General features: G+C 71.0%; 22 protein-coding genes. 16 read left to right on the top strand and 6 right to left on the bottom strand.

Going from position 1 to position 22,759, the window contains the following annotated elements:
- Window positions 1–133: 133 nt before the first annotated feature.
- The gene (locus RM788_RS11180) at window positions 134–1,273 is read left to right on the top strand and encodes a tryptophan dimethylallyltransferase family protein (protein ID WP_315931541.1); all 1,140 of its coding nucleotides are present in this window, start codon (window positions 134–136) and stop codon (window positions 1,271–1,273) included.
- A 41-nt stretch (window positions 1,274–1,314) separates the two neighbouring features.
- Window positions 1,315–2,352: a phenylacetaldoxime dehydratase family protein gene (locus tag RM788_RS11175; protein ID WP_315931540.1), complete on the top strand. Its 1,038-nt coding sequence runs from the start codon at window positions 1,315–1,317 to the stop codon at window positions 2,350–2,352.
- A 42-nt stretch (window positions 2,353–2,394) separates the two neighbouring features.
- Here the strand turns inward: RM788_RS11175 and RM788_RS11170 are convergent, their stop codons facing one another.
- Window positions 2,395–3,267, bottom strand: coding sequence for a 3-hydroxybutyryl-CoA dehydrogenase (locus RM788_RS11170; RefSeq protein ID WP_315931539.1), 873 nt, complete (start codon window positions 3,265–3,267; stop codon window positions 2,395–2,397).
- Window positions 3,268–3,329: 62 nt separating this feature from the next.
- Window positions 3,330–5,222, bottom strand: coding sequence for a tachylectin-related carbohydrate-binding protein (locus RM788_RS11165; RefSeq protein ID WP_315931538.1), 1,893 nt, complete (start codon window positions 5,220–5,222; stop codon window positions 3,330–3,332).
- A gap of 293 nt (window positions 5,223–5,515) precedes the next feature.
- Between RM788_RS11165 and RM788_RS11160 the strand changes: the two genes are divergently transcribed.
- From RM788_RS11160 to RM788_RS11140, 5 genes are read left to right on the top strand one after another with little or no spacing between them, the layout of a single operon-like run.
- Window positions 5,516–6,877, top strand: a complete 1,362-nt coding sequence (locus RM788_RS11160) for a glutamine synthetase family protein (protein ID WP_315931537.1) — start codon at window positions 5,516–5,518, stop codon at window positions 6,875–6,877.
- Window positions 6,858–7,568 (top strand): gamma-glutamyl-gamma-aminobutyrate hydrolase family protein, encoded by a 711-nt coding sequence (locus RM788_RS11155; protein WP_315931536.1) that lies wholly within the window; start codon window positions 6,858–6,860, stop codon window positions 7,566–7,568. The genes RM788_RS11160 and RM788_RS11155 overlap by 20 nt, the downstream gene beginning before the upstream one ends.
- Window positions 7,565–8,938 carry an aldehyde dehydrogenase family protein gene (locus tag RM788_RS11150; protein WP_315931535.1) on the top strand — a complete coding sequence of 458 codons (1,374 nt, stop codon included), beginning with the start codon at window positions 7,565–7,567 and terminating at the stop codon, window positions 8,936–8,938. The genes RM788_RS11155 and RM788_RS11150 overlap by 4 nt, the downstream gene beginning before the upstream one ends.
- The gene (locus RM788_RS11145) at window positions 8,938–9,705 is read left to right on the top strand and encodes a 3-oxoacyl-ACP reductase (RefSeq protein WP_315931534.1); all 768 of its coding nucleotides are present in this window, start codon (window positions 8,938–8,940) and stop codon (window positions 9,703–9,705) included. The genes RM788_RS11150 and RM788_RS11145 overlap by 1 nt, the downstream gene beginning before the upstream one ends.
- A complete protein-coding gene (locus RM788_RS11140; protein WP_315931533.1) occupies window positions 9,705–10,430 on the top strand; it encodes a FadR/GntR family transcriptional regulator in 726 nt (241 codons plus the stop codon). Before RM788_RS11145 ends, RM788_RS11140 begins: the two co-directional genes overlap by 1 nt.
- A gap of 300 nt (window positions 10,431–10,730) precedes the next feature.
- Here RM788_RS11140 and RM788_RS11135 read toward each other — a convergent pair whose 3' ends face one another.
- Window positions 10,731–11,216, bottom strand: coding sequence for a hypothetical protein (locus RM788_RS11135; protein WP_315931532.1), 486 nt, complete (start codon window positions 11,214–11,216; stop codon window positions 10,731–10,733).
- A 155-nt stretch (window positions 11,217–11,371) separates the two neighbouring features.
- On the opposite strand from RM788_RS11135, the gene RM788_RS11130 reads away from it, so the two are divergent.
- From RM788_RS11130 to RM788_RS11120, 3 genes are read left to right on the top strand one after another with little or no spacing between them, the layout of a single operon-like run.
- Complete coding sequence (locus tag RM788_RS11130; RefSeq protein WP_315931531.1) at window positions 11,372–11,920, top strand: GNAT family N-acetyltransferase; 549 nt, start codon at window positions 11,372–11,374, stop codon at window positions 11,918–11,920.
- A 38-nt stretch (window positions 11,921–11,958) separates the two neighbouring features.
- Complete coding sequence (thrS, locus tag RM788_RS11125) at window positions 11,959–14,016, top strand: threonine--tRNA ligase (RefSeq protein ID WP_315931530.1); 2,058 nt, start codon at window positions 11,959–11,961, stop codon at window positions 14,014–14,016.
- Window positions 14,013–14,561 carry an HIT family protein gene (locus tag RM788_RS11120; RefSeq protein WP_315931529.1) on the top strand — a complete coding sequence of 183 codons (549 nt, stop codon included), beginning with the start codon at window positions 14,013–14,015 and terminating at the stop codon, window positions 14,559–14,561. The genes thrS and RM788_RS11120 overlap by 4 nt, the downstream gene beginning before the upstream one ends.
- Window positions 14,562–14,621: 60 nt before the next feature.
- On the opposite strand, the gene RM788_RS11115 is transcribed toward RM788_RS11120, so the two are convergent.
- The gene (locus RM788_RS11115) at window positions 14,622–15,464 is read right to left on the bottom strand and encodes an LLM class flavin-dependent oxidoreductase (protein WP_315931528.1); all 843 of its coding nucleotides are present in this window, start codon (window positions 15,462–15,464) and stop codon (window positions 14,622–14,624) included.
- Between the two features lie 41 nt (window positions 15,465–15,505).
- Window positions 15,506–16,420, bottom strand: coding sequence for an alpha/beta hydrolase family protein (locus tag RM788_RS11110; protein ID WP_315931527.1), 915 nt, complete (start codon window positions 16,418–16,420; stop codon window positions 15,506–15,508).
- A 179-nt stretch (window positions 16,421–16,599) separates the two neighbouring features.
- Here RM788_RS11110 and RM788_RS11105 point away from each other — a divergent pair, with 179 nt between their 5' ends.
- Window positions 16,600–17,190: a TetR/AcrR family transcriptional regulator gene (locus RM788_RS11105; RefSeq protein WP_315931526.1), complete on the top strand. Its 591-nt coding sequence runs from the start codon at window positions 16,600–16,602 to the stop codon at window positions 17,188–17,190.
- Window positions 17,191–17,431: 241 nt separating this feature from the next.
- Here the strand turns inward: RM788_RS11105 and RM788_RS11100 are convergent, their stop codons facing one another.
- Window positions 17,432–17,986 carry a YceI family protein gene (locus RM788_RS11100; RefSeq protein ID WP_315931525.1) on the bottom strand — a complete coding sequence of 185 codons (555 nt, stop codon included), beginning with the start codon at window positions 17,984–17,986 and terminating at the stop codon, window positions 17,432–17,434.
- A 174-nt stretch (window positions 17,987–18,160) separates the two neighbouring features.
- Between RM788_RS11100 and RM788_RS11095 the strand changes: the two genes are divergently transcribed.
- From RM788_RS11095 to RM788_RS11075, 5 genes are read left to right on the top strand one after another with little or no spacing between them, the layout of a single operon-like run.
- On the top strand, window positions 18,161–19,000 hold the full coding sequence (locus RM788_RS11095) for a helix-turn-helix domain-containing protein (protein WP_315931524.1): 840 nt from the start codon (window positions 18,161–18,163) through the stop codon (window positions 18,998–19,000).
- Window positions 19,001–19,060: 60 nt separating this feature from the next.
- A complete protein-coding gene (gene pgsA / locus RM788_RS11090) occupies window positions 19,061–19,669 on the top strand; it encodes a phosphatidylinositol phosphate synthase (RefSeq protein ID WP_315931523.1) in 609 nt (202 codons plus the stop codon).
- Window positions 19,666–20,592 carry a phosphatidylinositol mannoside acyltransferase gene (locus RM788_RS11085; RefSeq protein ID WP_315931522.1) on the top strand — a complete coding sequence of 309 codons (927 nt, stop codon included), beginning with the start codon at window positions 19,666–19,668 and terminating at the stop codon, window positions 20,590–20,592. The genes pgsA and RM788_RS11085 overlap by 4 nt, the downstream gene beginning before the upstream one ends.
- On the top strand, window positions 20,589–21,722 hold the full coding sequence (locus RM788_RS11080; RefSeq protein WP_315931521.1) for a glycosyltransferase family 4 protein: 1,134 nt from the start codon (window positions 20,589–20,591) through the stop codon (window positions 21,720–21,722). The genes RM788_RS11085 and RM788_RS11080 overlap by 4 nt, the downstream gene beginning before the upstream one ends.
- Window positions 21,719–22,708: an NUDIX hydrolase gene (locus tag RM788_RS11075; RefSeq protein ID WP_315931520.1), complete on the top strand. Its 990-nt coding sequence runs from the start codon at window positions 21,719–21,721 to the stop codon at window positions 22,706–22,708. The genes RM788_RS11080 and RM788_RS11075 overlap by 4 nt, the downstream gene beginning before the upstream one ends.
- The last annotated feature ends 51 nt before the right edge of the window (window positions 22,709–22,759 follow it).

Below are 22,759 nucleotides of genomic sequence, written 5' to 3'. Positions count from 1 at the left end.
AAGAGTCACCCTTTCGGCCTAATTGGTGACGGAGTGTGCGGGGAAACATCGTTGTGACCCATAACTCAGTCAGCTGGCGGTCGTTGCGTTCTATAAGACGTATGGAGTATTCCTTACGCCCGGAGGTGCGGAAATGTCCAGTCGCGCTACGGTCATCGGTGCTGCGCAGCGCGATGGGCTGTTCAGCGTTTCCACTATCTCCTACACCCGCTTCGTCGTGGACACGTGGATGGCCCTCTGTTCAGGCCTGGGATATCCCCCGGAGATCGCAGCCCAAGCCGTCGGTGAACTGGAGTTCGCCACCGCGGGGTGGGGGGCGAACCTTATTGGTCCACAACGTCGTTATCCGTCTTATGTCTCCCGCGACGGCTTCCCGGTGGAGTTCTCGGTGAGCTGGCGGGGAGGCGAACCGGAAGTCAGGGTCCTTTTCGAGTCGCTGGGTCCGGCGTTGACCCCCGCGAGTTGCCAGGCAGCGGGCCAGGCGCTCACCCGTTCGCTCGCGGGAAGGCCGGGGGTCTCGATCGACGGGTACTCGAGCATCGAGGACCTGTTCGTCGTCGACGCGCCCGCCCCCTACCGCCCGACGGTGTGGCACTCCATCGCCTGGCGGCCCGGCACCGCTCCGCGCTACAAGGTCTACCTCAACCCCCAGGCGCAGGGCGTCGACCGCGCGGCCGAGGTGGTCGGCGAGGCGATGGCCAGGCTCGGCATGGCGCACGCCTGGGCCCCGGTCGCCCTCCAGTCCCGCTCGCTCGCCGACGACGGCCACGAGCTGGAGTTCTTCGCCCTCGACCTCGCCCCCGACCGCGAAGCGCGCGCCAAGGTGTACTTCCGCCACCCCGCGATGGAACTGGTGGAGCTGAACCGGGTGGCCTCGTTCGCGGCCGCGCACGACCCGGACCGCGCGACCACCGCGTTCCGCGCGGTGTACGGCGAGGACACCACAAGGGTCGAGAACTCGCCGATGACCTGCCTGTCCTTCCGCGCGGGCGGCCACGGCGCCGCCGAGGCCAACGTCTACCTCCGGCTGCCGCGCAACAGCCCGTCCGACGCCGAGTCGAGCAGGCGCATCACCGACGTGATGCGCGGCGAGGGGGTGGCGCCCGAGCCGTACCTGGCCATGCTGGACGCGCTCGCGCCGCGCTCGCTGGACGGCTCGGTCGGGTTGCAGGAGCTGCTCGCGTTCCGCACCGCGGGCAGGCCGCGCGCCGATCTCTGCGTGTACCTGCGGTGCAGCGTCTACGCCACGTCCGTGGACACCCGGCACGTCTGACCGCGGCTGTCCGGGCCCCACCACCCTGGAGGAACATCCCCATGCCCAGCACCCACAGGCCCGCCGGTCACGAGCCGAGGGGCGGACCCGCGCACCAGGTCCGCTGGCCGGAAGGCGTGGAGGCGGTCGTCGTCGCGCAGTTCGGCGTGCAGGCCCCGACCCGCGCCGACGCCGGGCCCGCCGTCGCGCGGGTCGTCGGGCTGACAGCGCTGCCGCACGGTCCGTCCAAAGTGGACCGCGGCTGGCACGTGGACGCGGCGGGCGTCGTCAACGAGGTCTTCGCCTGCTACTGGACCGACCCCGCCGAGCACACGGCCTGGTGGCAGTCCGCCCCGGTCCGCGAGTGGTGGGCCGGGCTCGACGAGACCGGGCCGGTCGGGCACTGGGTCGAGGTGCTGACCAGCCCGCTCGCCCGGCACGAGACGATGTACTCCGCGCCGGTCCCCGTCGGCCCCGCCGGGCTCAGCCTGCCGATGGAGCCGACCGACCTGCACGACTACCCGTTCGCCGCGCTGGACCGGATCCCCGACAGCGGGCACGACGCGTTCGACGGCGAGCCCGTGCCGTTCGAGACCGATCTGCCCGACGGCGCGTCGACGCTCGGCCGCCGGGTCGCGGTCACCCGCGTGCCGCACAACCTGTGCGTCATCCGGACCGCCCAGAACTGGGGCGCGGCGCCCGAGGAGCAGCGCGAGGTCTACCGCGACAAGGTCGAGCCGGGTTTCCGCGCGGGCTTCGAGTACATGCGCGACAACCCCGTCGACAGCGGCTGCCTGTCCGCGCGGCTGCTCGCCGACGTCGACGCCACCACCGGGGCGGACCTGCCGGGCAGCTGCGTGATCGCCTGGTGGGCCGGGATCGCCGACATGCTCCGCTGGGCGCACGACCACCCCACGCACCACCGCATCCTCGGCGACTTCTGGACCGCGCTCGTCGAGCCGTACAACGTCGACCTGCGCGTGCTGCTCTGGCACGAGGTGCACGTCGCCAACGCCGACGCCGTGCGGATGGCCTACGTCAACTGCCACCCCGGCACCGGCGCGCTCGCCCGCACCGCGGCCGCCGTCGCCGCGGGCTGATCCGGTGGTGGGGCCGCCCCGCGAGCAGGGCGGCCCACCCCGTCAGGCCTTGGCCTTGGCGTAGTCGTGGAAGCCGCGACCGCTCTTCTTGCCGAGCAGGCCCGCGTCCACCATCCGCAGCAGCAGCGGCGGCGGGGAGTACAGCGGCTCCTTGAACTCGTCGTACATCGACTCGGCGATGGCCTTCGTGGTGTCCAGGCCGATCAGGTCGGCCAGCCGCAGCGGACCCATCGGGTGCGCGCAGCCCAGCACCATGCCGCTGTCGATGTCCTCGGCCGACGCGAAGCCGGACTCCAGCATCCGGATCGACGACAGCAGGTACGGGATCAGCAGGGCGTTGACCACGAAGCCCGCCCGGTCCTGGGACCGGATGACCTCCTTGCCCAGCACGGTCGTCACGAAGTCGCGCGCCCGGTCCTGGGTCTCCTGGCCGGTCAGCAGCGACGGGACCAGCTCGACCAGCTTCAGCACCGGCACGGGGTTGAAGAAGTGCACCCCGATGACCTGCTCCGGGCGGCCGGTGGCCATGCCCAGCTTCATGATCGGGATCGAGGACGTGTTCGACGCGAAGATCGCGTGCGGGTCCTCGACGACCTTGTCCAGCGCCGTGAACACGTCGGTCTTGACCTGCTCGTTCTCCGCGACCGCCTCGACGACCAGGTTGCGGTCGGCGAAGTCGGCCATGTCGGTCGTGAACCTCATCCGGTCCAGCGCCGCGTCGCGGTCGGACTCCGACAGCTTGCCGCTGCGCACGCCCCGGCCCAGCGAGGTCGCGATCCGCGCCTTCGCGGCCTCGGTCGCGTCCAGGTTCACCTCGGCGATCAGCACGTCCAGGCCCGCGCGCGCGCACACCTCGGCGATCCCCGAACCCATCAGCCCGGATCCGACCACTCCCACACGTTGAATGTCGCTCACACCGCGATGGTGCCAGGTCGTGGAACGGGACCGGAGCACCAGTCCCGTTCCACGACCCGCGCTCAGGCGCCGAAGGCCCGCTCGTAGTCCGGGGTCGGCTCGCCGGCGTCCGCGTTGTACAGCTCCTCGACGTTCGTGCCGGGGTGCACGTTGCGGAACACCAGCGCCACCGAGCCGTCGGCCCTGGTGAACAGGACCGGGTCCAGCGTGGCCTTCACGTGCGACCCGTTGTCGTCGGAGTCCTCCAGCACCTCGGTCCACGGGCGGAACGCCGGGACGTCCGCGACGAGGTTGCCCGTCGTGTAGACGCGGCCCGCGGCGTCGCGCACGGCCAGTTCGACCCGGTCGCCGTAGCGGGTGATGGTGGGGGAGCCGGCGGCCGCGACACCGGGCACGGTCACCCAGCCCGCGGTGCCGAACTGCACCTGGACGGCGCCGTTGGCGTCGCGGGTCGCGGTCCACTGCTTGCCGTTGGAGATCGCGAGCGCGGGAGTGCCCGCGGCCCCGTTCACGCCGAGGTCGGCGAACTCGCCGGGCACGCCGTCCTCGTCCTGCCGGTACCGCACGACGGAACCGGTGGAGCTGCGCACGACGACCCACTCGCTGTCGTTGTCGCCGACCGCGGCGGCCGCGGGGCCGACCAGGTTCGTGCCGCCGACCTTGCGCCAGGCCCCGAAGTCGCCCTCCTCCTTGACCCGCTTGGCCACCCACAGCGCGCCGTCCGCGCCGACCGCGTACAGCGCGGTGCGGCCGCCGGACCGCCGGACCGCCGCGGGCTCGGTCGGGAAGAAGCCGCCGAGCGACGTGGTCAGCGCCGTGGTGTCGCCGCGCAGCACCTCGCTGTTCTGGGCGCCCGCGAAGACCTCCTCCGGCAGGTCGGGGTTCAGCACGCCCTGCGGCACGCCGTTCACGACGGTGTTCGCGACGACCTTCTGGGTGAAGCCGGTGCCGTTGGCCTTCTCGGTGAACTTCACGAGCTGGCCGGTGTTGTTCACGCGGTACTGCACGAGCAGGCCGGTGGAGGTCTCGGCCAGCGAGCCGGGGGTGTTGAGCACCCGCGTGACGGCGGGGCGCGGGGTGACCGCGTTGTCGGCGCGGTTGCAGGCGTTGGGGACGGCCATGACGTCCTTGTTGCCGCTCCACCCGACGCCGACGATCCGCGCGGTCGGGCTGGGGGTGGTGTTGGTGTCCTGGTCGTAGCGGAACCAGTCCAGCTCGCCGTTGTCGGCGCGGATCCCGTAGACGATGTCGCCGCCGGGGGAGAAGGCGGTGCTGAACGAGGCCCAGCCGGAGCCCGACACGACGGGTTCGACGACCATGCGCTGCGAGGCGTACTCGTAGCGGTAGCGGCGCAGTTCGCCGGTGAAGAAGTCGCGCTCCAGGATGACGCCGGGACCGGCGGCGGTGATCTCGCCGAACAGCAGGGGACCGGTCTTGCGCGCGTCCACCAGCCGCCCGGTCGAGTTGGGCAGCCACGGGCCGGGCTGGTCCACCCACACGCGCAGGTGGTTGTCGACGTCGACGGCGTACAGGTGGCCGAGCGAGTCGACGGTGATCCGGTCGCGCCACGCCTCGTCGACGTAGGCCTCCCAGTCGGTGCCGAGCACCTCGTAGCTCAGGCCGCTCGGGAACGTCGCCCAGCCGCCCGCGTCGGTGTAGCGGAAGCGGCGCAGCTCACCGGTGTCGGTGATGTTGTAGACCACGCCGTCCGGGCCCGCCAGCGTGCGACCTCCCCACGCGGAGCCGATCTGCGCGGCGGCGCCCCACGAGTCCACGCCCTCGGCCACACCGGTGTGGTCGTACTTCCACAGGGTCCCGTCGGCCTTCACCGCCATGATGCGGGCGGACGGCGCGCAGGTGGCGCCGACGGCCAGCGCGGCGGGCGCTGTGACCGCGCCCAGCGTCGTCGCGACCAGACCGGCGGTGGCGAGCAGGGCGAGCTGTCTGGCTCTCACGTATGACCCCTCGTAGGAAGGGGACGTCGTGAGCTGCCAGCAGCGGCCCCCAGACCTGGCGGCCAACACCCTAACCGCGAGTCGAACGTTCGGACACCCCGTGTCGAACCTCCAGGCACCCCGGATCGGCTTTGGGGAGAGGGGTTCTTGTGTCCGAGCGACGGACTCGGGGTGTCTGAGTGTTCGACACGGGGTGTCTGGGGGTTCGACTCGCGGCGTTGACAGGGTGTTGGGGCCCGTGTAGCAATGACTGCAATGGTTCCGCAGTAGACCTTTGAGGAAGGGAACCCGCGATGCGAAGCGAAGGTTTGCCCACGGTTGAGGAGCTTCGCGTGGCGGTGGACGCGGGGAGCATCGACACGGTGCTGGTGGCGGTCGTCGACATGCAAGGGCGCTTGCAGGGCAAGAGGTGCGCCGCGCGGTACTTCGTCGACGAGGTCCTGTCGCACGCCACCGAGGGCTGCAACTACCTGCTCGCCGTGGACGTCGACATGAACACCGTCGACGGCTACGCGATGTCGTCGTGGGACACCGGTTACGGCGACTTCGTGATGCTCCCGGACCTGACCACGCTGCGCCGGATCCCCTGGCAGGAGGGCACCGCGCTGGTCGTGTGCGACCTCCAGTGGGAGAACGGCGAACCCGTCACCGCCTCTCCCCGGCAGATCCTCAAGCGCCAGCTCGACCGGCTCGCGGCGCGCGGGCTGCGCGCGTTCGTGGGCACCGAGCTGGAGTTCATCGTCTTCAACGACACCTACGAGCAGGCCTGGGACAAGGCCTACCACGGGCTCAAGCCCGCGAACCAGTACAACGTCGACTACTCGATGCTGGGCACCGGCCGGATCGAGCCCCTGCTGCGCGACATCCGCAACAGCATGGAGGGCGCCGGGATGCAGGTCGAGTCGGCCAAGGGCGAGTGCAACCCCGGCCAGCACGAGATCGCGTTCCGCTACACCGAGGCGCTGGCGACGTGCGACAACCACAGCGTCTACAAGACCGGCGCCAAGGAGATCGCGGCGAACCACGGCAAGAGCCTGACGTTCATGGCGAAGTTCAACGAGCGCGAGGGCAACTCCTGCCACATCCACCTGAGCCTGCGCACCGACGACGACGCGCCCGCGTTCGCCGGTGACCGCGAGCACGGGTTCTCCGAGCTGATGGAGCACTTCCTCGCCGGGCAGCTGGCCCACCTGCACGAGCTGACCTACTTCCTCGCGCCGAACGTCAACTCCTACAAGCGGTTCGTGCCCGGCAGCTTCGCGCCGACGGCCATCGCGTGGGGCCGCGACAACCGGACCTGCGCGCTGCGCGTCGTCGGCCACGGCCAATCGCTGCGGTTCGAGAACCGGGTGCCGGGCGGCGACGTGAACCCGTACCTGGCCGTCGCGGCGCTGATCGCGGCGGGCCTCAAGGGCGTGGACGACGCGCTGGCGCTGGAGGAACCGTTCACCGGCAACGCCTACAGCTCCGGCCGCGACACCGTTCCGACGACGCTGCGCGACTCCGCCGCCGCCCTCGCGGACAGCGCGCTGGCCCGCGAGGCGTTCGGCGACGACGTGGTCGACCACTACCTCAACGCGGCGAAGGTCGAGCTGACGGCGTTCGACGCGGCGATCACCGACTGGGAGCGGATCCGTGGCTTCGAGCGGCTCTGACACCCGGCCGCTGATCGGCCTGTCCACGTACCTGGAGCCGACCCGCTTCGGGGTGTGGGACGTCGAGGCCGCCGTGCTGCACGGGGCCTACCTCGACTCGGTGCGGCTGGCGGGCGGCAACCCCGTGCTGCTGCCGCCCGGCGGCGACTGGCGGGCGGAGACCCTCGGCTGGCTGGACGGCCTGGTCCTCACCGGCGGCGCCGACATCGACCCCGCCAGCTACGGCCAGGAACCGGGCCCGCTGACCGGTCCGCCCCGGCGGAGCCGCGACGACACCGAGTTCGCGCTGCTGCGCGCCGCGCTGGAACTCGACCTGCCGGTGCTCGGCGTGTGCCGGGGCGCGCAGCTGCTCAACATCGCCCTCGGCGGCACGCTGCACCAGCACGTCCCCGGCCACAACCCGAGCCCCGGCGTGTTCGCGCGCACGGAGGTCGAGGTCGTGCCGGACAGCGCGCTGGCCGGGATCGTCGGCGACCGCACGACGGTGCACTGCCACCACCACCAGGCGCTGGACGTGCTCGGCGCGGGTCTGCGGGTGGTCGCGACCGCGCCGGACGGGCTGGCCGAGGCCGTCGAGCTGACGGGGGCGCGTTTCGTGCTCGGCGTGCAGTCGCACCCGGAGCAGGACATCGAGGACGTGCGGCTGTTCGCCGCACTGGTCCGGACCGCGAAGGAGAGGACCAGCAGGTGACCAGCACGTTCGACGTGATCAACCCGGCGACCGAGGAGTTCGTGCGCACGGTCGACCTGGTCTCCCTCGAGGAGACCGACGCCGCGATCTCGCGTGCGCGCAAGGCCTTCCCGGCCTGGCGCGACGTCACACCCGCCGACCGGGGCAGGCTGCTGCGCCGGTTCGCCGACGCGGTGGACAGCGCGATCGAGGAACTGGCCGCGCTGGAGGTGTTGAACTCCGGGCACACCATCGGCAACGCGCGCTGGGAGGCGGGCAACGTCCGCGACGTGCTGCACTACTACTCCGCCGCCCCGGAACGCCTGTTCGGCAGGCAGATCCCGGTCGCGGGCGGGGTCGACGTCACCTTCCACGAGCCGCTCGGCGTCGTCGGCGTGATCGTGCCCTGGAACTTCCCGATGCCGATCGCGGGCTGGGGCTTCGCGCCCGCGCTGGCGGCGGGCAACACGGTGGTGCTCAAGCCCGCCGAGCTGACGCCGCTGACCGCCATCAGGATCGGCGAGCTGGCCCGCGAGGCCGGCATCCCGGAGGACGTGTTCCAGGTCCTGCCCGGCAAGGGTTCGGTGGTGGGCAACAGGTTCGTCACGCACCCGGCCGTGCGCAAGGTCGTCTTCACCGGTTCGACGACCGTCGGCAAGCAGATCATGGCGGGTTGCGCGGACCAGGTGAAGCGGGTGACCCTGGAGCTGGGCGGCAAGAGCGCGAACATCGTGTTCGCCGACTCCGACCTGGAGCAGGCGGCCGCCACCGCGCCCTACGGCGTGTTCGACAACGCGGGCCAGGACTGCTGCGCCCGGTCGCGGATCCTGGTGCAGGACAGCGCCTACGACCGCTTCATGGAACTGCTGGAACCGGCCGTCAAGGGTGTCGTGGTCGGCGATCCCGGCGACGACAGGACCGAGATGGGACCGCTGATCTCCGCGGCCCACCACGCGAAGGTGTCGTCCTACGTGCTGTCCGACGCGCCCGTCGCGTTCCGCGGCAGCGCCCCCGACGGGCCCGGCCACTGGTTCCCCCCGACGGTCCTGGCGCCCGTGTCACCGACCGATCCGGCCGCCATCGAGGAGATCTTCGGCCCCGTCGTGTCGGTGCTGAGGTTCACCGACGAGGCCGACGCGGTCAGGTTGGCCAACGACAGCGAGTTCGGCCTGTCCGGCTCGATCTGGACCCGCGACGTCGGCCGCGCGCTGCGCGTCTCCCGCGGCGTCGAGGCCGGCAACCTGTCGGTCAACTCCCACTCGTCCGTGCGGTACTCCACGCCGTTCGGCGGCTTCAAGCAGTCCGGCCTCGGCCGGGAACTGGGACCCGACGCGCTGGCGTCGTTCACCGAGACCAAGAACGTGTTCATCTCGTCCGAGGAGCGGAACTGATGGTACGACGGCTGGAGGACCGCGTCGCGGTCATCACCGGTGGTGGCAGCGGCATCGGGCTCGCGTCCGCGCGCAGACTCGCCTCCGAGGGCGCGCGGATCGTGATCGTCGACATCGACCGCGACGCGGGGGAGGCCGCGGCCAAGGAGGTGGACGGCCAGTTCCACCGCGTCGACGTGACGAACGAGGAGGACGTCCGCGCGCTCTACGCGGCGGTGTACGGGATGCACGGGCGGATCGACATCGCGTTCAACAACGCGGGCATCTCGCCGCCCGAGGACGACTCCATCCTGACCACCGGCATCGAGGCGTGGGAACGGGTGAACCGGGTCAACCTGACCTCGGTCTACCTGTGCTGCAAGTACGTCATCCCGTACATGCTCGACGCCGGCAAGGGCTCGGTGATCAACACCGCGTCGTTCGTCGCCACCATGGGCGCGGCCACCTCGCAGATCGCCTACACCGCCTCGAAGGGCGGCGTGCTCGCGATGAGCCGCGAACTCGGCGTCCAGTTCGCCCGCGAAGGCGTCCGCGTCAACGCCCTGAGCCCCGGCCCGGTCAACACCCCGCTGCTCAAGGAGTTGTTCGCCAAGGACGCCGAACGCGCCGCCCGCCGCCTCGTCCACGTCCCCCTCGGCCGCTTCGCCGAACCCGAGGAGATCGCCGCCGCAGTGGCCTTCCTGGCCAGCGACGACTCCTCGTTCATGACCGCGGCGAACTTCCTGGTCGACGGCGGCATCTCCGGCGCCTACGTGACCCCGTTGTAGTGACCGGCCCCCGGCGGGACTCACCGTCCACCGCCGACGCCGCGGTGTTCCGGCCGGTTCGCGCGGGCAACGCGTTCGAGGAAACCGTCGAACGCCTGCTCCAAGCGATCCGACTGGGCGTCGCGGTCCCCGGCGACCGCCTACCCGCCGAACGCGAACTCGCCACCCGACTCGGCGTCAGCCGGGTCACCCTGCGCGAAGCCATCAGGTCACTGCACGAGGCCGGCTACGTCGAATCCCGCCGCGGCCGCTACGGCGGCACCTTCGTCAACGCCGTCCTGCCCTCACCCCAACCGCTCTCGGACCGCGGCGAGGTCGACCTCGGCGACGTGCTCACACTGCGGCACGTCCTGGAATCGGGCGCGGCGGAAGCGGCGGCCGGGCGTTCACCGGACCAGGACGACCGGGACAACCTGCGGGCCAGGTTGGACGAGTGCCTGGGCTCGGACGGCGCCGAGTACCGACGCCGGGACTCGCGCCTGCACCTGGCGATCGCGGAGGCGACCGGATCGGCGTCGCTCACCGCCGCAGTCGCGGACGTGCGGATGCGGGTCAACGAACTGCTCGACGCCATCCCCCTGCTGAACCCGAACCTCGCGCACTCGAACGAGCAGCACGAGCGGATCATCAGGGCGATCCTCGACGGTGATGAGGATGCCGCGCGGAAGGGGATGGCGGAGCACTTGGAGGGGACGGCTTCGTTGTTGCGGGGGTTCTTGGCTTGAACGGCAGCCGCCCGACCTGACAGAGCACGACAGCACGACGGCACCGAGCAAACCGGCTGATCGTCCAGGGAACCGAGCGCGCCCGCACCTTGTGCGGCCGATTTGACTTGGGGTTTTGGCCCTACACTTGCTCAGCGGGCAGGCTTTTCACCCCTGCCCCTTTTGGGCCCGCAGGGCCAAAAGAGGGGCCCCGAGTCAAATCGGCCGCACCCGGAGCACGTGGGCACCGATGCCTCGTTTGAGGGACAAGCCCATCAATCCCGACGTCGAGTTCGGCGCCCATCACACCCAGCCGAAGGATCACCGCTCAAACCGCCCGTGGTTCTCCCAACCCCGCGGCCCACGATCCGGCCCAGGCCCAGGCCCGCGGTGGTCCATCCGAGACATCCCCGCCCGCCCAGGACCACCCCGTCCGTACCCGTCGTGGTCCAGCAGCGCCACCACCCCGCCGCCGATGATCAGGCCCAGCACGCCGACCGCCACCAACTGCGCGCCCCGGTGTGCGGCGACCCTGCGGAAGCGGGCGGGCGGTCCGGCGGTAGCGGGCTGTGGCGCCGGCCCGGCAGCCGGTGCCTCGGCCGCGTTGACCGTCGGCTGCGCGGGCTGTTCCGCAACCGGCTGAGCGGCAGGCTGGACGGGCTGCGGCTCGGGCGTGGCAATCGGCTGGGTCGCCTGCACCGGCTGTGCGGGTTGCGGCGTGGCCTGCGGTGTGGTCGGTTGCTCAACCCGCGGCGGCGTGGACGCCGGTTCGGGCGTCGTGCCCTCGGGAACCTTCGGGTCGGACATGGCGCGCTCCTGGTCCTTCGTCGGGTCGGTCGGTCACCGGTCCCGGCCTCCAGGATGCGCCTCGGACCTGTGAAAGACCCTTACGGCGACCTGTCGGCCCCCTGAACGGCCAAAATCGACGCGACAACCGACCAGGGAAGCGGTTCGATCACCCCATGCCCAACCTCCAAGCGATCATCGACAAACCCACCCTCACGGGTGACCGCGTCCGGCTGGTCCCGCTCGTCGCCGCCCACGCCCCGAGCATGTTCCCCGGCGTGAACGACCCCGAGGTCCGCAGGTTCACCGGCACGCACCGGGTGTTCACGCTCGAGGACGTCGAGCGGTACTCCGCCACCCGTGCGGAGCAGACCGATCGGGTGGACTTGGCCGTCATCCGGATCGAGGACGGCGAGGTGCTCGGCGACATCGTGCTGAACGGCCTCGACGCCGACAACCTGACCATGGGCTTCCGCATCGCGCTGATCGCCGGGCGGGGCGAGGGCCACGGGACGGAGGCGATCCGGCTGCTCCTGCGCTACGCGTTCGACGTGATCGGCCTGCACCGGGTCGAGTTGGAGGTTTTCGACTTCAACCCGCGCGCCATCGCCGCCTACCGCAAGTGCGGCTTCGTGGAGGAGGGCAGGATGCGCGACGCGCTGCTCTGGGAGGGCGAGTGGCACGACGCTCTGCTCATGGCGGTGTTGAGCACCGATAACATCTGACTGGTTCGCACCGCAGTCCACCCACCGTAGGAGTCACCGTGTCCGAGTCGCGTCCCGCAGCCGTCGCCACCCCACCGCGCGTGGTGGTGCCGTCGGGGACCACCGCGGGGGCGGCGGTGCGCGAAGCCGGTCTGCCCGGCAAGGGTCCCGACGCGATCGTGGTCGTCCGCGATCCCGAAGGCCACCTCCGCGACCTGTCCTGGGTGCCGCGGGTGGACGTGGAGGTGGAGGCCGTCGCGGCGAACACCCCCGACGGCCGCAGCGTCATCCGGCACTCCACGGCGCACGTGCTCGCGCAGGCCGTGCAGCAGCAGTTCCCGGAGGCCAAGCTCGGCATCGGCCCGCCGGTGAAGGACGGCTTCTACTACGACTTCCAGGTCGAGCGCCCGTTCACGCCGGAGGACCTGCTCGCGCTGGAGAAGCGCATGAAGCAGATCGTGAAGGGTTCGCAGCGGTTCTCCCGCCGCGTGGTCGAGTCGGTCGACGCCGCCAAGCAGGAGTTGGCCGCCGAGCCGTTCAAGCTCGAACTGGTCGACATCAAAAGCGATGTGGACACGGCCGAGGTCATGGAGGTCGGCGGCGGCGAGCTGACGATCTACGACAACCTCGACCCGCGCTCGGGCGACCGGCTGTGGAGCGACCTGTGCCGCGGCCCGCACGTGCCTACGACCAAGCACATCCCGGCGTTCAAGCTGAGCCGCGTCGCCGCCGCGTACTGGCGCGGCAACGAGAAGAACCCGCAGCTCCAGCGCATCTACGGCACGGCGTGGGAGTCGCAGGAGGCGCTCGACGCGCACCTGGAGCTGCTGCTGGAGGCCGAGCGCCGCGACCACCGCAAGCTCGGCGTCGAGCTGGACCTGTTCAGCTTCCCGGACGAGATCGGCTCCGGCCTGGCGGTGTTCCACCCCAAGGGCGGGATCATCCGGCAGGAGATGGAGAACTACTCGCGGCAGCGCCACACCGAGGCCGGCTACGAGTTCGTCTACTCGCCGCACATCACCAAGAGCTCGCTGTTCGAGACCTCCGGTCACCTCGACTGGTACAAGGACGGCATGTACCCGGCGATGCAGCTCGACGCCGAGTACAACGAGGACGGTACGGTCCGCAAGCCCGGCCAGGACTACTACCTCAAGCCGATGAACTGCCCGTTCCACGACCTGATCTTCAAGTCGCGCGGGCGGTCCTACCGCGAGCTGCCGCTGCGGATGTTCGAGTTCGGCTCGGTGTACCGGTACGAGAAGTCCGGCGTGGTCCACGGCCTGACCCGCGTGCGCGGCATGACGCAGGACGACGCGCACATCTTCTGCACCCCCGACCAGGTCCAGGACGAGCTGAAGTCGCTGCTCGGCTTCGTGCTGGGGCTGCTGAAGGACTACGGCCTCGACGACTTCTACCTGGAGCTGTCGACCCGCAACCCGGAGAAGTCCGTCGGCTCCGACGAGGTGTGGGAGACGGCGACCGAGGCGCTGCGCGAGGCGGCCGTCTCCTCGGGCCTGGAGCTCGTGCCCGATCCCGGCGGCGCCGCGTTCTACGGCCCGAAGATCTCCGTGCAGGCCAAGGACGCGCTGGGCCGGACGTGGCAGATGTCCACGATCCAGCTGGACTTCAACCTGCCGGAGCGCTTCGAGCTGGAGTACTCCGCCAACGACGGCACCCGCCAGCGGCCGGTCATGATCCACCGCGCGCTGTTCGGCTCGGTCGAGCGCTTCTTCGGCGTCCTCACCGAGCACTACGCGGGCGCGTTCCCGGCGTGGCTGGCACCGGTCCAGGTCGTCGGCATCCCGATCGCCGACGAGCACGTCGACCACCTGCTGGGCGTGCAGAAGGTGTTGCGCGCCAAGGGGATCCGCGTCGACGTGGACGCGTCCGACGACCGGATGCAGAAGAAGATCCGCACGCACACCATGCAGAAGGTGCCGTTCATGCTCGTCGCGGGCGGCAACGACGTCGAGTCCGGCGCCGTGTCGTTCCGGTTCCGCGACGGCACGCAGATCAACGGCGTGCCGGTGGAGAAGGCGGTCGACACCATCGTGGACTGGGTCGCGCGGCGGGAGAACTCCTCGCCGACCGCGGAGTCCGTCACGGCGGTCCAGTGACCCCCGAACTGGAGGAGCAGGGTGGTGTCGGGGTCCACGACGCGTTGCAGCGCCTGTGGACCCCGCACCGGATGTCCTACATCAAGGGCGAGGGCAAGCCGGTCGGCAGCGAGCCGGACGGCTGCCCGTTCTGCCAGGTGACGGAGCTGGACGACGCCGAGGGCCTCATCATCGCCCGAGGTGGGGCGGTGTTCGCGGTGCTCAACCTGTACCCGTACAACCCCGGCCACCTGATGGTCCTGCCCTACCGCCACCTGCCCGACTACACCGACCTGACCCCGGCCGAGACGGTCGAGTTCGCCGAGTTCACCCAGAAGGCCATGCGCGTGGTCCGCCACGCCGCGGCCCCGCACGGGTTCAACATCGGGATGAACCAGGGTGTCGTCGCGGGCGCGGGCATCGCCGCCCACCTGCACCAGCACGTGGTGCCGAGGTGGGGCGGCGACGCCAACTTCATGCCGGTCATCGGCCAGACCAAGGTGCTGCCTCAGTTGCTGGGGGAGACCCGCCAGCTGCTGGCCGACTCCTGGGGCGAGGTCGAGTAGCCGCGTCCGGACCCCGGCGGGCATCGGCTCAGGCCGGTGCCCGCCGTTCGCCGCGCACGCTCAGGTCGACGGGCCGATGAGCCGGTCGGCCACCCACCGCGCGACACCCTCCGGGTAGGGCGCGGGTAGTCCGAGGACGACGTGCCCGAACCCGGCGGCCACGGCTTCGCGGATCGCGTCCACGGTGGGCCCCGGCCGGTCGTAGGACACCGGCAGGTGGATCGAGCGGGTGATCGACGCGGGGTCGCGCCCGATCTCCGCGCAGTACCGGTCCAGCAGCGCGCTGCGGCCGACGACGTCCTCGATGTCCCCGCCGGGGATGTTCCACAGGTCCGCGTGCTCCGCCGCCACCCGCAGCGTCGCGGAGGACCGCCCGCCGATCAGGATCGGCGGATGCGGCCGCTGGACGGGCTTGGGGTTGCCGAACGCCCCGGTGAGGTCGACGTGCTCGCCGTGGAAGTCGAACGGCTTCTCCTCCGTCCACAGCCGCTTGATCACCGTGCACGCCTCGGCGAGACCGCCCACGGCGTGCGCGACGTCGTGGAACGGCAACCCGTGCGCCGCGTACTCGCGCCGCGCGGCCGGGGGATTCGGCCGCGAGCCCACGCCGATGCCGAAGTCGAGCCGTCCGCCGGAGACGACGTCGACCGTCGTGGCGATCTTGGCCAGCACCGCGGGCGGTCGGAACCGGTTGCTGGTCACCATCACGCCGAGGCGCAGCCGCCGGGTCTGCGCGGCCAGTGCCGCCAGGAGTGTCCAGCCCTCCAAGGCCGGGCCGTCCGGGTCGCCGCCAATGGGCATGAGGTGGTCGAACAGCCACGCGTGCCCGATCTCGGGGATCGCGTCCGCTTCGCGCCAGACCCGCAGGACGTCCTGGTACTCGACCTGCATGGGCGCGGTCATGATCCCGAAGCTGGGAACCACCGCGCTCCCGTCGTGCGGTGTCACTTGCCCTCGATCCGCCCCAGCGCGCTCGACCCGGCGAACTCGTCGCGCGCCGCGGTCCAGCTCGTGTCGGTCGGGTCGAGCGCGCTGCGGAGGTAGGCCGTGGTGAGCCGCCGGATCGCGGCGACCCGTTCGGGGCTCTCGTCCGTCGTCTCCGTCACGGAGTAGCCGGACAGCCCGCCGAGCGAGTGCTCCGCCCCGAACAGCGTGAGCAGGCTCTTGTCGCCGGGGCTCAGGGAGTACGGGTCGGTGAACCACTCGGGTCCGCGGACCGACAGCGCGGACTGGTCGCGGTCCCCGGCCACCACGAGGGCGGGCGTGGTCATGTGCGTGAAGTCCGGGTTCATGAACGAGAAGTTCTCCGCCGCGAACGGCGTCAGGTCCGCCCCGCCGGTGCCGGGCGTCGCGAGCAGCACGCCCGCCTTGACCCGCGGGTCGGCCATGCCCTCACCGGGCCCGCCCTCGGGGTCGACGACCCGCGCGCCCAGCAGCATGCTCGCCGTCTGGCCGCCCCAGGAGTGCCCGGCGACCGCGATCCGGTTCCGGTCGACGCGCCCGCCGAGACCGGGGACGGCGGCCTCGACGAGGTCCAGTCCGTCGAGGACCCGCGTCAGGTCCTCGACCCGGATCCGCCAGATCAGCGGCGTGCGGGGGTCCTCGGGCGGCAGGTCCAGCGTCCGCGAGTCGAGGTGGGTCGGCTGGACGACCACGAAGCCGTGCGAGGCCCAGTGGTCCACCAGCGGGTCGTAGCTGTCCGACGACTGGCCGAAGCCGTGCGAGAACACGACGACCGGCAACTCCTGCCCGGTCGTGGGCGCGGACACCCGCACCCGCAGATCGTCGCCGCGGCCGGGGGAGGGCAGCACCACCGGTGTCACCGAGATGACCGGGGTGCCGACGTTCGACTTGCTCATGGGTTCTTCCACTCCTGGGGTGTCGAGCGCATGCCGAGGACCGCGACGCCGTGGCGTGCGGTGCTCCCGGTTTGGTGGCAAGGCCCGTGCTCTGGCACGATGAACTAACCGGAACCTTGTTCCGCCGACCATACGGAACCCGGTTCCGTTTTGCAAGGTGCGTGGTGGAGGGAGTGCTCGTGAGCGATGACGGCGCGGTCCGGCCCAAGAGGTCGGACGCCAAGCGCAACAAGAAGTCCCTGCTGGACGCCGCCGCCGCGGTCTTCGTCACCTCGGGCGTCGAGGCCCCGGTGCGCGACATCGCGACGAGGGCGGGGGTCGGGGTCGGCACCATCTACCGCCACTTCCCGACGCGCGCGGACCTCATCATCGCCGTCTACCGCCACCAGGTGGAGGCCTGCGCCGAAGCGGGTCCCGTCCTGCTGGCCACCGGTCCGACGCCGTACGCCGCCCTGAAGGGGTGGATCGACCTCTTCGTCGAGTTCCTCGTGACCAAGCACGGCCTCGCCGCCGTGCTGCGCTCCGACAACACCGGCTTCGACGCCCTGCACACCTACTTCCTCGACCGCCTCGTGCCGGTGTGCGCCCAGCTCCTCGACGCCGCCGTGGCGGCGGGCGAGATCCGCTCGGACGTCCGCCCCCTGGAACTCATGGCGGGCGTCGGCAACCTCTGCATCGGCGCCCACGAGGATTCCCGCTACGACGCGGCCAAGCTCATCGGCGTCCTGATCGCCGGTCTGCGCCACCCGAAGTCGCCCGCGGCGTCCTGACCGACCGGCCCGCGCGCGACCCCGTGAAGGCGGCAATCGGGTCCTGTAGGTGGGACCGGGTGCTCCCGGAGATCGAATTCACCCGGATGCCTCCGACTTTTTCGGCGTCCCCATCGCAACTACCGGGCGGCCATTTCCTCGAACGAGTGAAGATCCATACCCGTGTGGGTGACGCCTGAAAGACCCCGAACATGCGAAAGGGGCCCCGCGTCGACGACGGGGCCCCTCCTCGCGTGTCACGTCAGGGCTGGCGCACGGCCTCGATCTCGAGGTTGATCGAGATCTTGTCGCCGATGACCACGCCGCCGCCGTCGAGCGGCATGTGGATGTCGATGCCGAAGTCGTTGCGCGAGATCTCGCCGGTGGCGGTGAAGCCCGCGCGGGTGCCGCCGTACGGGTCCGGACCGAAGCCGTTGAGCACCAGCTTCAGGGGCACGCTCTTGGTGACGCCGTGCAGGTCCAGGTCGCCGTCGAGGATGAAGTCGTCGCCGTCGGCGCGGATGCCGGTGGAGGTGTACTTCATGGTCGGGTACTTCTCGACCTCGAAGAAGTCCGCGGAACGGATGTGGTTGTCGCGGTCGGCGTTGTTGGTGTCGATCGACGCGAGGTCGATGGACGCCGTGACCGAGGACTCCAGGGGGTTCTCGGCGGTCGTGAGGGTGCCTTCGAGGGTGCGGAAGCTGCCACGCACCTTGCTGACCATCAGGTGCCGGACGCTGAACGACACATCGCTGTGCACGCCGTCGATGGCCCAGGTGCCGGCGATGTAGCCGGGGATCTGGATGGCACTGGTCATGGTGTTGTCCTCCGTTGGTGCGACGTGGGGTTCTTGTTGAACATTGAACTACAACGGTTGAAGTATCAAGCTATTCCGGCCTGTGTCATGAATCACTCTCCGCATCCGGTTGATCGCTCGCAGACCCACTTGGCTGATCGTCAAGAGGTGACTCCGATCGATACGGTGCGACCCATGACCGCACCCGAGCGCTCAAGACTCGCGCGAGATCGACTTTCGCGCGAGTTACGCAGGCTGCGGACCGAGGCCCGGATGACCGGTACGGCCACGGCGCAGGCGACCGGTATGAGCCAGTCGAAACTTTCCAAGATCGAGAACGGCATGCTGCTGCCGTCGGTGATCGACGTGGAACGCTTGGTCGCCGAGCTGTCGGCCACCAGGGAGACCAGGCTGGAACTGGTCGAACTGGCCCGCCAGCTCCACGCCGAGGCCGAGACCCGGCGCGTCGTGCTGCACCGGGGGGCCCACCGCCACCAGCAGACCGTCGCCCGCATCGAGGCCCGCGCCGCGACCAGCCGGTTCTTCCAGCTCGCGGGAGTCCCGTCGCTGTTGCAGAGCGAGAGCTACCTCCGCGTGGTGCTGGCGGCGACCCCCGGTCGTGAGCAGGACACCGCCATCACCACCCTGCGGACCCGACGCGCCCGGCTCGACGACCCGAACAAGAAGTTCGTGTTCCTGCTCAGCGAGAGCGCCCTGCGCTGGCGCATGGGCACCGCGGACCTCATGTGCGACCAGATCGACCACCTCGCCACGACCATGCGCAGACCCAACGTGCAGCTGGGCGTCGTGCCCTGGTCGGCGGACGCGAACATGGTCGCCCTGCACGGTTTCCAGGTCTACGACGAGCGCGTGGTGACGGTCAGCGTGCTCACCGGGAACGCCACGATCACCGACCCGCACGACGTCCGCGAGTACGTCGCGCTGTTCGCGAGGCTCGAACGGCTGGCCGCGCGCGGCGACCAGCTGGAGGCCCTGCTGGCCAGGATCTCCAGGGACCACCGCCAGCTCGGCTGAGCTGGGCGGTTACGCTGCCGTGGACACGTCGTCCCCGCCGGTAGGTGCAGTCGCAGCCCCATGCTGAACATCTTCGCCCGTGCTTCGGTCTCGCGCGTCACCGATCCCATCGGGGCGTGGCTGGTTCGACGCGGGCTCACCCCGAACTCCATCACCGTGCTGGGCACCATCGGCTCGGTCGCCGCCACCCTCTGGTTCTTCCCCAGGGGCCAACTGTTCATCGGCGCGATCGCGGTCACCGCGTTCGTGCTGTTCGACCTGCTCGACGGCGCCATGGCGCGCGCGCAGGGCAGCGGGACCCCGTTCGGGGCGGTGCTGGACGCGAGCTGCGACCGCATCGCCGACGGCGCCCTGTTCGCCGCGCTCGCCTGGTACGCCTTCGACACCGGTCACCGCTGGCTCGCGGTCGCCTCGCTGGTCAGCCTCGTCAGCGCCCAGGTCGTGTCGTACGTGAAGGCGCGCGCCGAGGCGTCCGGGCTCAGCGCGGACGGCGGCATCGCCGAACGCGCCGACCGCCTGGTCATCACGCTGGTCGGCTCGGGCCTGTCCGGGCTGGGCGTGCCGTACGTGCTCGACGTCGCGCTGTGGCTGTGTGCGGTGCTCACCGCCGCGACCGTCGTGCAGCGCCTGGTCCTCGTGCACCGCTCCGCCACGGAGGTCGTCGGATGAGCATCGGCGGGAAGCTGACCGTCCTCGGCTACTCGGCGGGGTGGAAGCTCGTCCGGGTGCTGCCCGAGCGGTGGGTCCGCGTGGTGTTCGACTTCGCCGCGGACCGGGCCGCCAAGCGCGGCGGGCCGAGCACGAAGCAGCTGCGGGCCAACCTGTCCCGAGTGGTCCCCCGCGCGGGCGCCCAGGAGTTGGACGAGCTGGTCCGCCGGTCGCTGCGGTCCTACGCGCGGTACTGGCGCGAGGCGTTCCGGCTGCCGTCGATGGACCTCGACGCCGTCTACGCCACGTGCGACTCCCTGGTCAGCGGCCAGGAGAACCTCGACGCCGCCCTCGCGCAGGGCACCGGCGCGGTCATCGCCCTGCCGCACAGCGGCAACTGGGACATGGCGGGCGTGTGGCTGGTCGGGCACTCCGGCACGTTCGCCACCGTCGCCGAACGGCTCAAGCCCGAGTCGCTCTACCAGCGGTTCATCGCCTTCCGGGAGACGCTCGGGTTCGAGGTGCTCCCGCTGACCGGCGGCGACCGCGCCCCCGCGAAGGTGCTGGCGGAGCGGTTGCGGCAGAACAAGGTCGTCTGCCTGCTCGCGGACCGCGACCTCACCTCCACCGGTGTCCCGGTCACGTTCTTCGGCGAGCAGACGATGATGCCCGCCGGCCCGGCGCACCTGGCCGCGACGACCGGCGCCGCGCTGCTCCCGGTGGGCCTGTGGTTCACCGACGACGGCTGGGTGTTCCGCATCCACCCACCCATCAGGGTGTCGGGCACCGCGCAGGTCGGCGTGGCGACGCAGGCGCTGGCGGACGTGTTCGCCGCCGACATCGCCGCGCACCCCGCGGACTGGCACATGCTCCAGAAGCTCTGGCTGGCCGACCTGCCGGAGAGCAGGCAGCGAGCCCTCGCCCGCAGGCGGGAGTCGACGTGAAGGTCGGCATCGTCTGCCCGTACTCCTTCGACGTCCCCGGCGGGGTCCAGGCGCACGTGGTCGACCTGGCCCGCGCGCTCAAGCGGCTCGGGCACGAGGTGAACGTCCTCGCGCCCGCCGACGAGGACAGCAAGCTCCCGGACTTCGTCACGTCCGCCGGCCGCGCGGTCGGCATCCCGTACAACGGTTCCGTGGCAAGGCTTTCGTTCGGCCCGGTGTCCTACGCCAGGGTGCGGCGGTGGATCGGGGAGAACGACTTCGACGTCCTGCACCTGCACGAGCCGACCGCGCCCAGCCTGTCGTTCCTCGCGCTGATGGTGGCGGACGGGCCGATCGTCGCCACGTTCCACACGTCCACGCCGCGGTCGAAGATCCTGGCCGCGTTCCAGGTGGTCCTCCAGCCGTTCGTCGAGAAGATCACCGCCCGGATCGCCGTGTCCGCGCTGGCCCGCCGCGTCCAGGTCGAGCACCTGGGCGGCGACGCGGTGGAGATCCCCAACGGGGTCGACGTCGGGTTCTTCGCCGACGCGGCGCCGCTGGACGGGTACCCGCGCGAGGGCGGCACGATCGGGTTCGTCGGCCGGTTCACCGAACCGCGCAAGGGCATGCCCTTGCTGCTGGAGGCCGTGCGGCTGCTCGCCGCCGAGCTGCCCGGCCTCCGGCTGCTCGTGGTCGGACGCGGTGACGAGGAGGAGCTGCTCAAGTCCGCCGGTCCCGAGCTGGCCGAGCGGATCGTGCTGCTGGGGCAGGTCGACGACGAGACCAAGGCGCGCGCGCTGCGCAGCGTCGACGTGTACTGCGCGCCCAACACCGGCGGCGAGAGCTTCGGCATCATCCTGACCGAGGCGATGTCCGCGGGCACGGCCGTGGCGGCCAGCGACCTGGACGCGTTCCGCCGGGTCCTGGAGGACGGCAAGTCCGGTGTGCTGACGCCCGTCGAGGACTCCGCCGCGCTGGCGGACGCCCTGCGCGAGCTGCTGGCCGACGCCGGGCTGCGCGCCCAGTACGCGGAGAACGCCCGGCAGCGCGTGATGACGTTCGACTGGTCCGTCGTCGCCAACCAGGTGCTGCGGGTGTACGAGAGCGCCATGGCCGCAGACCCCCGCCGGGTGGCGGAGGCTGCGGAGTGAGCAGTTCCTGGTTCGCCACCACGCTCCTCGTGGTGCTCGTCCTGCTCCTGCTCGTCGGCCCCTGGGTGCTCGGCATGGCCAACCGCCTCGACCGCCTGCACGTCCGCACCGACGCCGCCTGGGCGGGCCTGGACGCCTCCCTCGCCCGCCGCGCCGTCGTGGCCCGCACCGTCGTCGGCCTGGAACCGGACCAGGCCACCATGCTCCGCAACGTCGCCGACCGAGCGGAGCGGGCGGGCCGCGCCGAACGCGAAGCCGCCGAGAACGAGCTGAGCGGCCTGCTCGCCGACCTCGACCGCAGCGCCCTGCCCCCCGTGCTCGCCGCCGAACTGGCCGACGCCGAACAGCGCGTCGTGCTGTCCAGGCGCGTCCACAACGACGCCGTCCGCGACACCCTGTCCCTGCGCCGCCGCCGCCTCATCCGCTGGCTCAAACTCGCGGGCACCGCGCCCCGGCCCGAGTACTTCGAGATCGCGGAACCGCTGGAAGCCGCCGAATCCAGCGTCCTCACCCCCCGCACCGCCGCCCGCGTCCTCCTCACCGACGACACCGGCCGCGTCCTGCTGTTCGAGGGCCACGACCCCGCCCGCCCCCAGGAGTCCTTCTGGTTCACCGTCGGCGGCGGCGTGGACCCCGGCGAGGAACTGCGCGCGGCCGCCGTCCGCGAGGTCTCCGAGGAAACCGGCCTGGAGCTGGGCGCCGACGACCTGATCGGCCCGATCTGGAAGCGCCACACCGTCTTCAGCCTCGACGGCCTGAGCTACGCCTCCGAGGAGTGGTTCTTCCTCACCCGCACCTCGACCGGCTTCACCGTCGACACCTCCGGCTTCGACGAGGCCGAGACCCGCACCATCCGCCGCCACCGCTGGTGGACGGCGGACGAACTGCGCGCCACCGAGGACGCCGTGTACCCGGTGCAGCTGGCGGATCTGCTGCCGGAGTTGCTGCGGGCGGACTGGGACGGGTCGCTGCGCGCGGTCCGGTAAGCGGTCGGCCTCACGCCTTTCCCGCTGTGCCCCGGAAATTCCATCCACCTG

This window comes from Umezawaea sp. Da 62-37, from assembly GCF_032460545.1.
Classification (GTDB): Bacteria; Actinomycetota; Actinomycetes; order Mycobacteriales; family Pseudonocardiaceae; genus Umezawaea.
This window is presented reverse-complemented; position numbering and strand designations above follow the sequence as displayed.

Coding starts and splice junctions, on each gene's coding strand:
- RM788_RS11180 (WP_315931541.1), top strand. CDS start 134: ATGTCCAGTCGCGCTACGGTCATCGGTGCTGCGCAGCGCGATGGGCTG.
- RM788_RS11175 (WP_315931540.1), top strand. CDS start 1,315: ATGCCCAGCACCCACAGGCCCGCCGGTCACGAGCCGAGGGGCGGACCC.
- RM788_RS11160 (WP_315931537.1), top strand. CDS start 5,516: ATGCGAAGCGAAGGTTTGCCCACGGTTGAGGAGCTTCGCGTGGCGGTG.
- RM788_RS11145 (WP_315931534.1), top strand. CDS start 8,938: ATGGTACGACGGCTGGAGGACCGCGTCGCGGTCATCACCGGTGGTGGC.
- RM788_RS11135 (WP_315931532.1), bottom strand. CDS start 11,216: ATGTCCGACCCGAAGGTTCCCGAGGGCACGACGCCCGAACCGGCGTCC.
- RM788_RS11130 (WP_315931531.1), top strand. CDS start 11,372: ATGCCCAACCTCCAAGCGATCATCGACAAACCCACCCTCACGGGTGAC.
- RM788_RS11115 (WP_315931528.1), bottom strand. CDS start 15,464: ATGACCGCGCCCATGCAGGTCGAGTACCAGGACGTCCTGCGGGTCTGG.
- RM788_RS11110 (WP_315931527.1), bottom strand. CDS start 16,420: ATGAGCAAGTCGAACGTCGGCACCCCGGTCATCTCGGTGACACCGGTG.
- RM788_RS11100 (WP_315931525.1), bottom strand. CDS start 17,986: ATGACCAGTGCCATCCAGATCCCCGGCTACATCGCCGGCACCTGGGCC.
- RM788_RS11095 (WP_315931524.1), top strand. CDS start 18,161: ATGACCGCACCCGAGCGCTCAAGACTCGCGCGAGATCGACTTTCGCGC.
- pgsA (WP_315931523.1), top strand. CDS start 19,061: ATGCTGAACATCTTCGCCCGTGCTTCGGTCTCGCGCGTCACCGATCCC.
- RM788_RS11085 (WP_315931522.1), top strand. CDS start 19,666: ATGAGCATCGGCGGGAAGCTGACCGTCCTCGGCTACTCGGCGGGGTGG.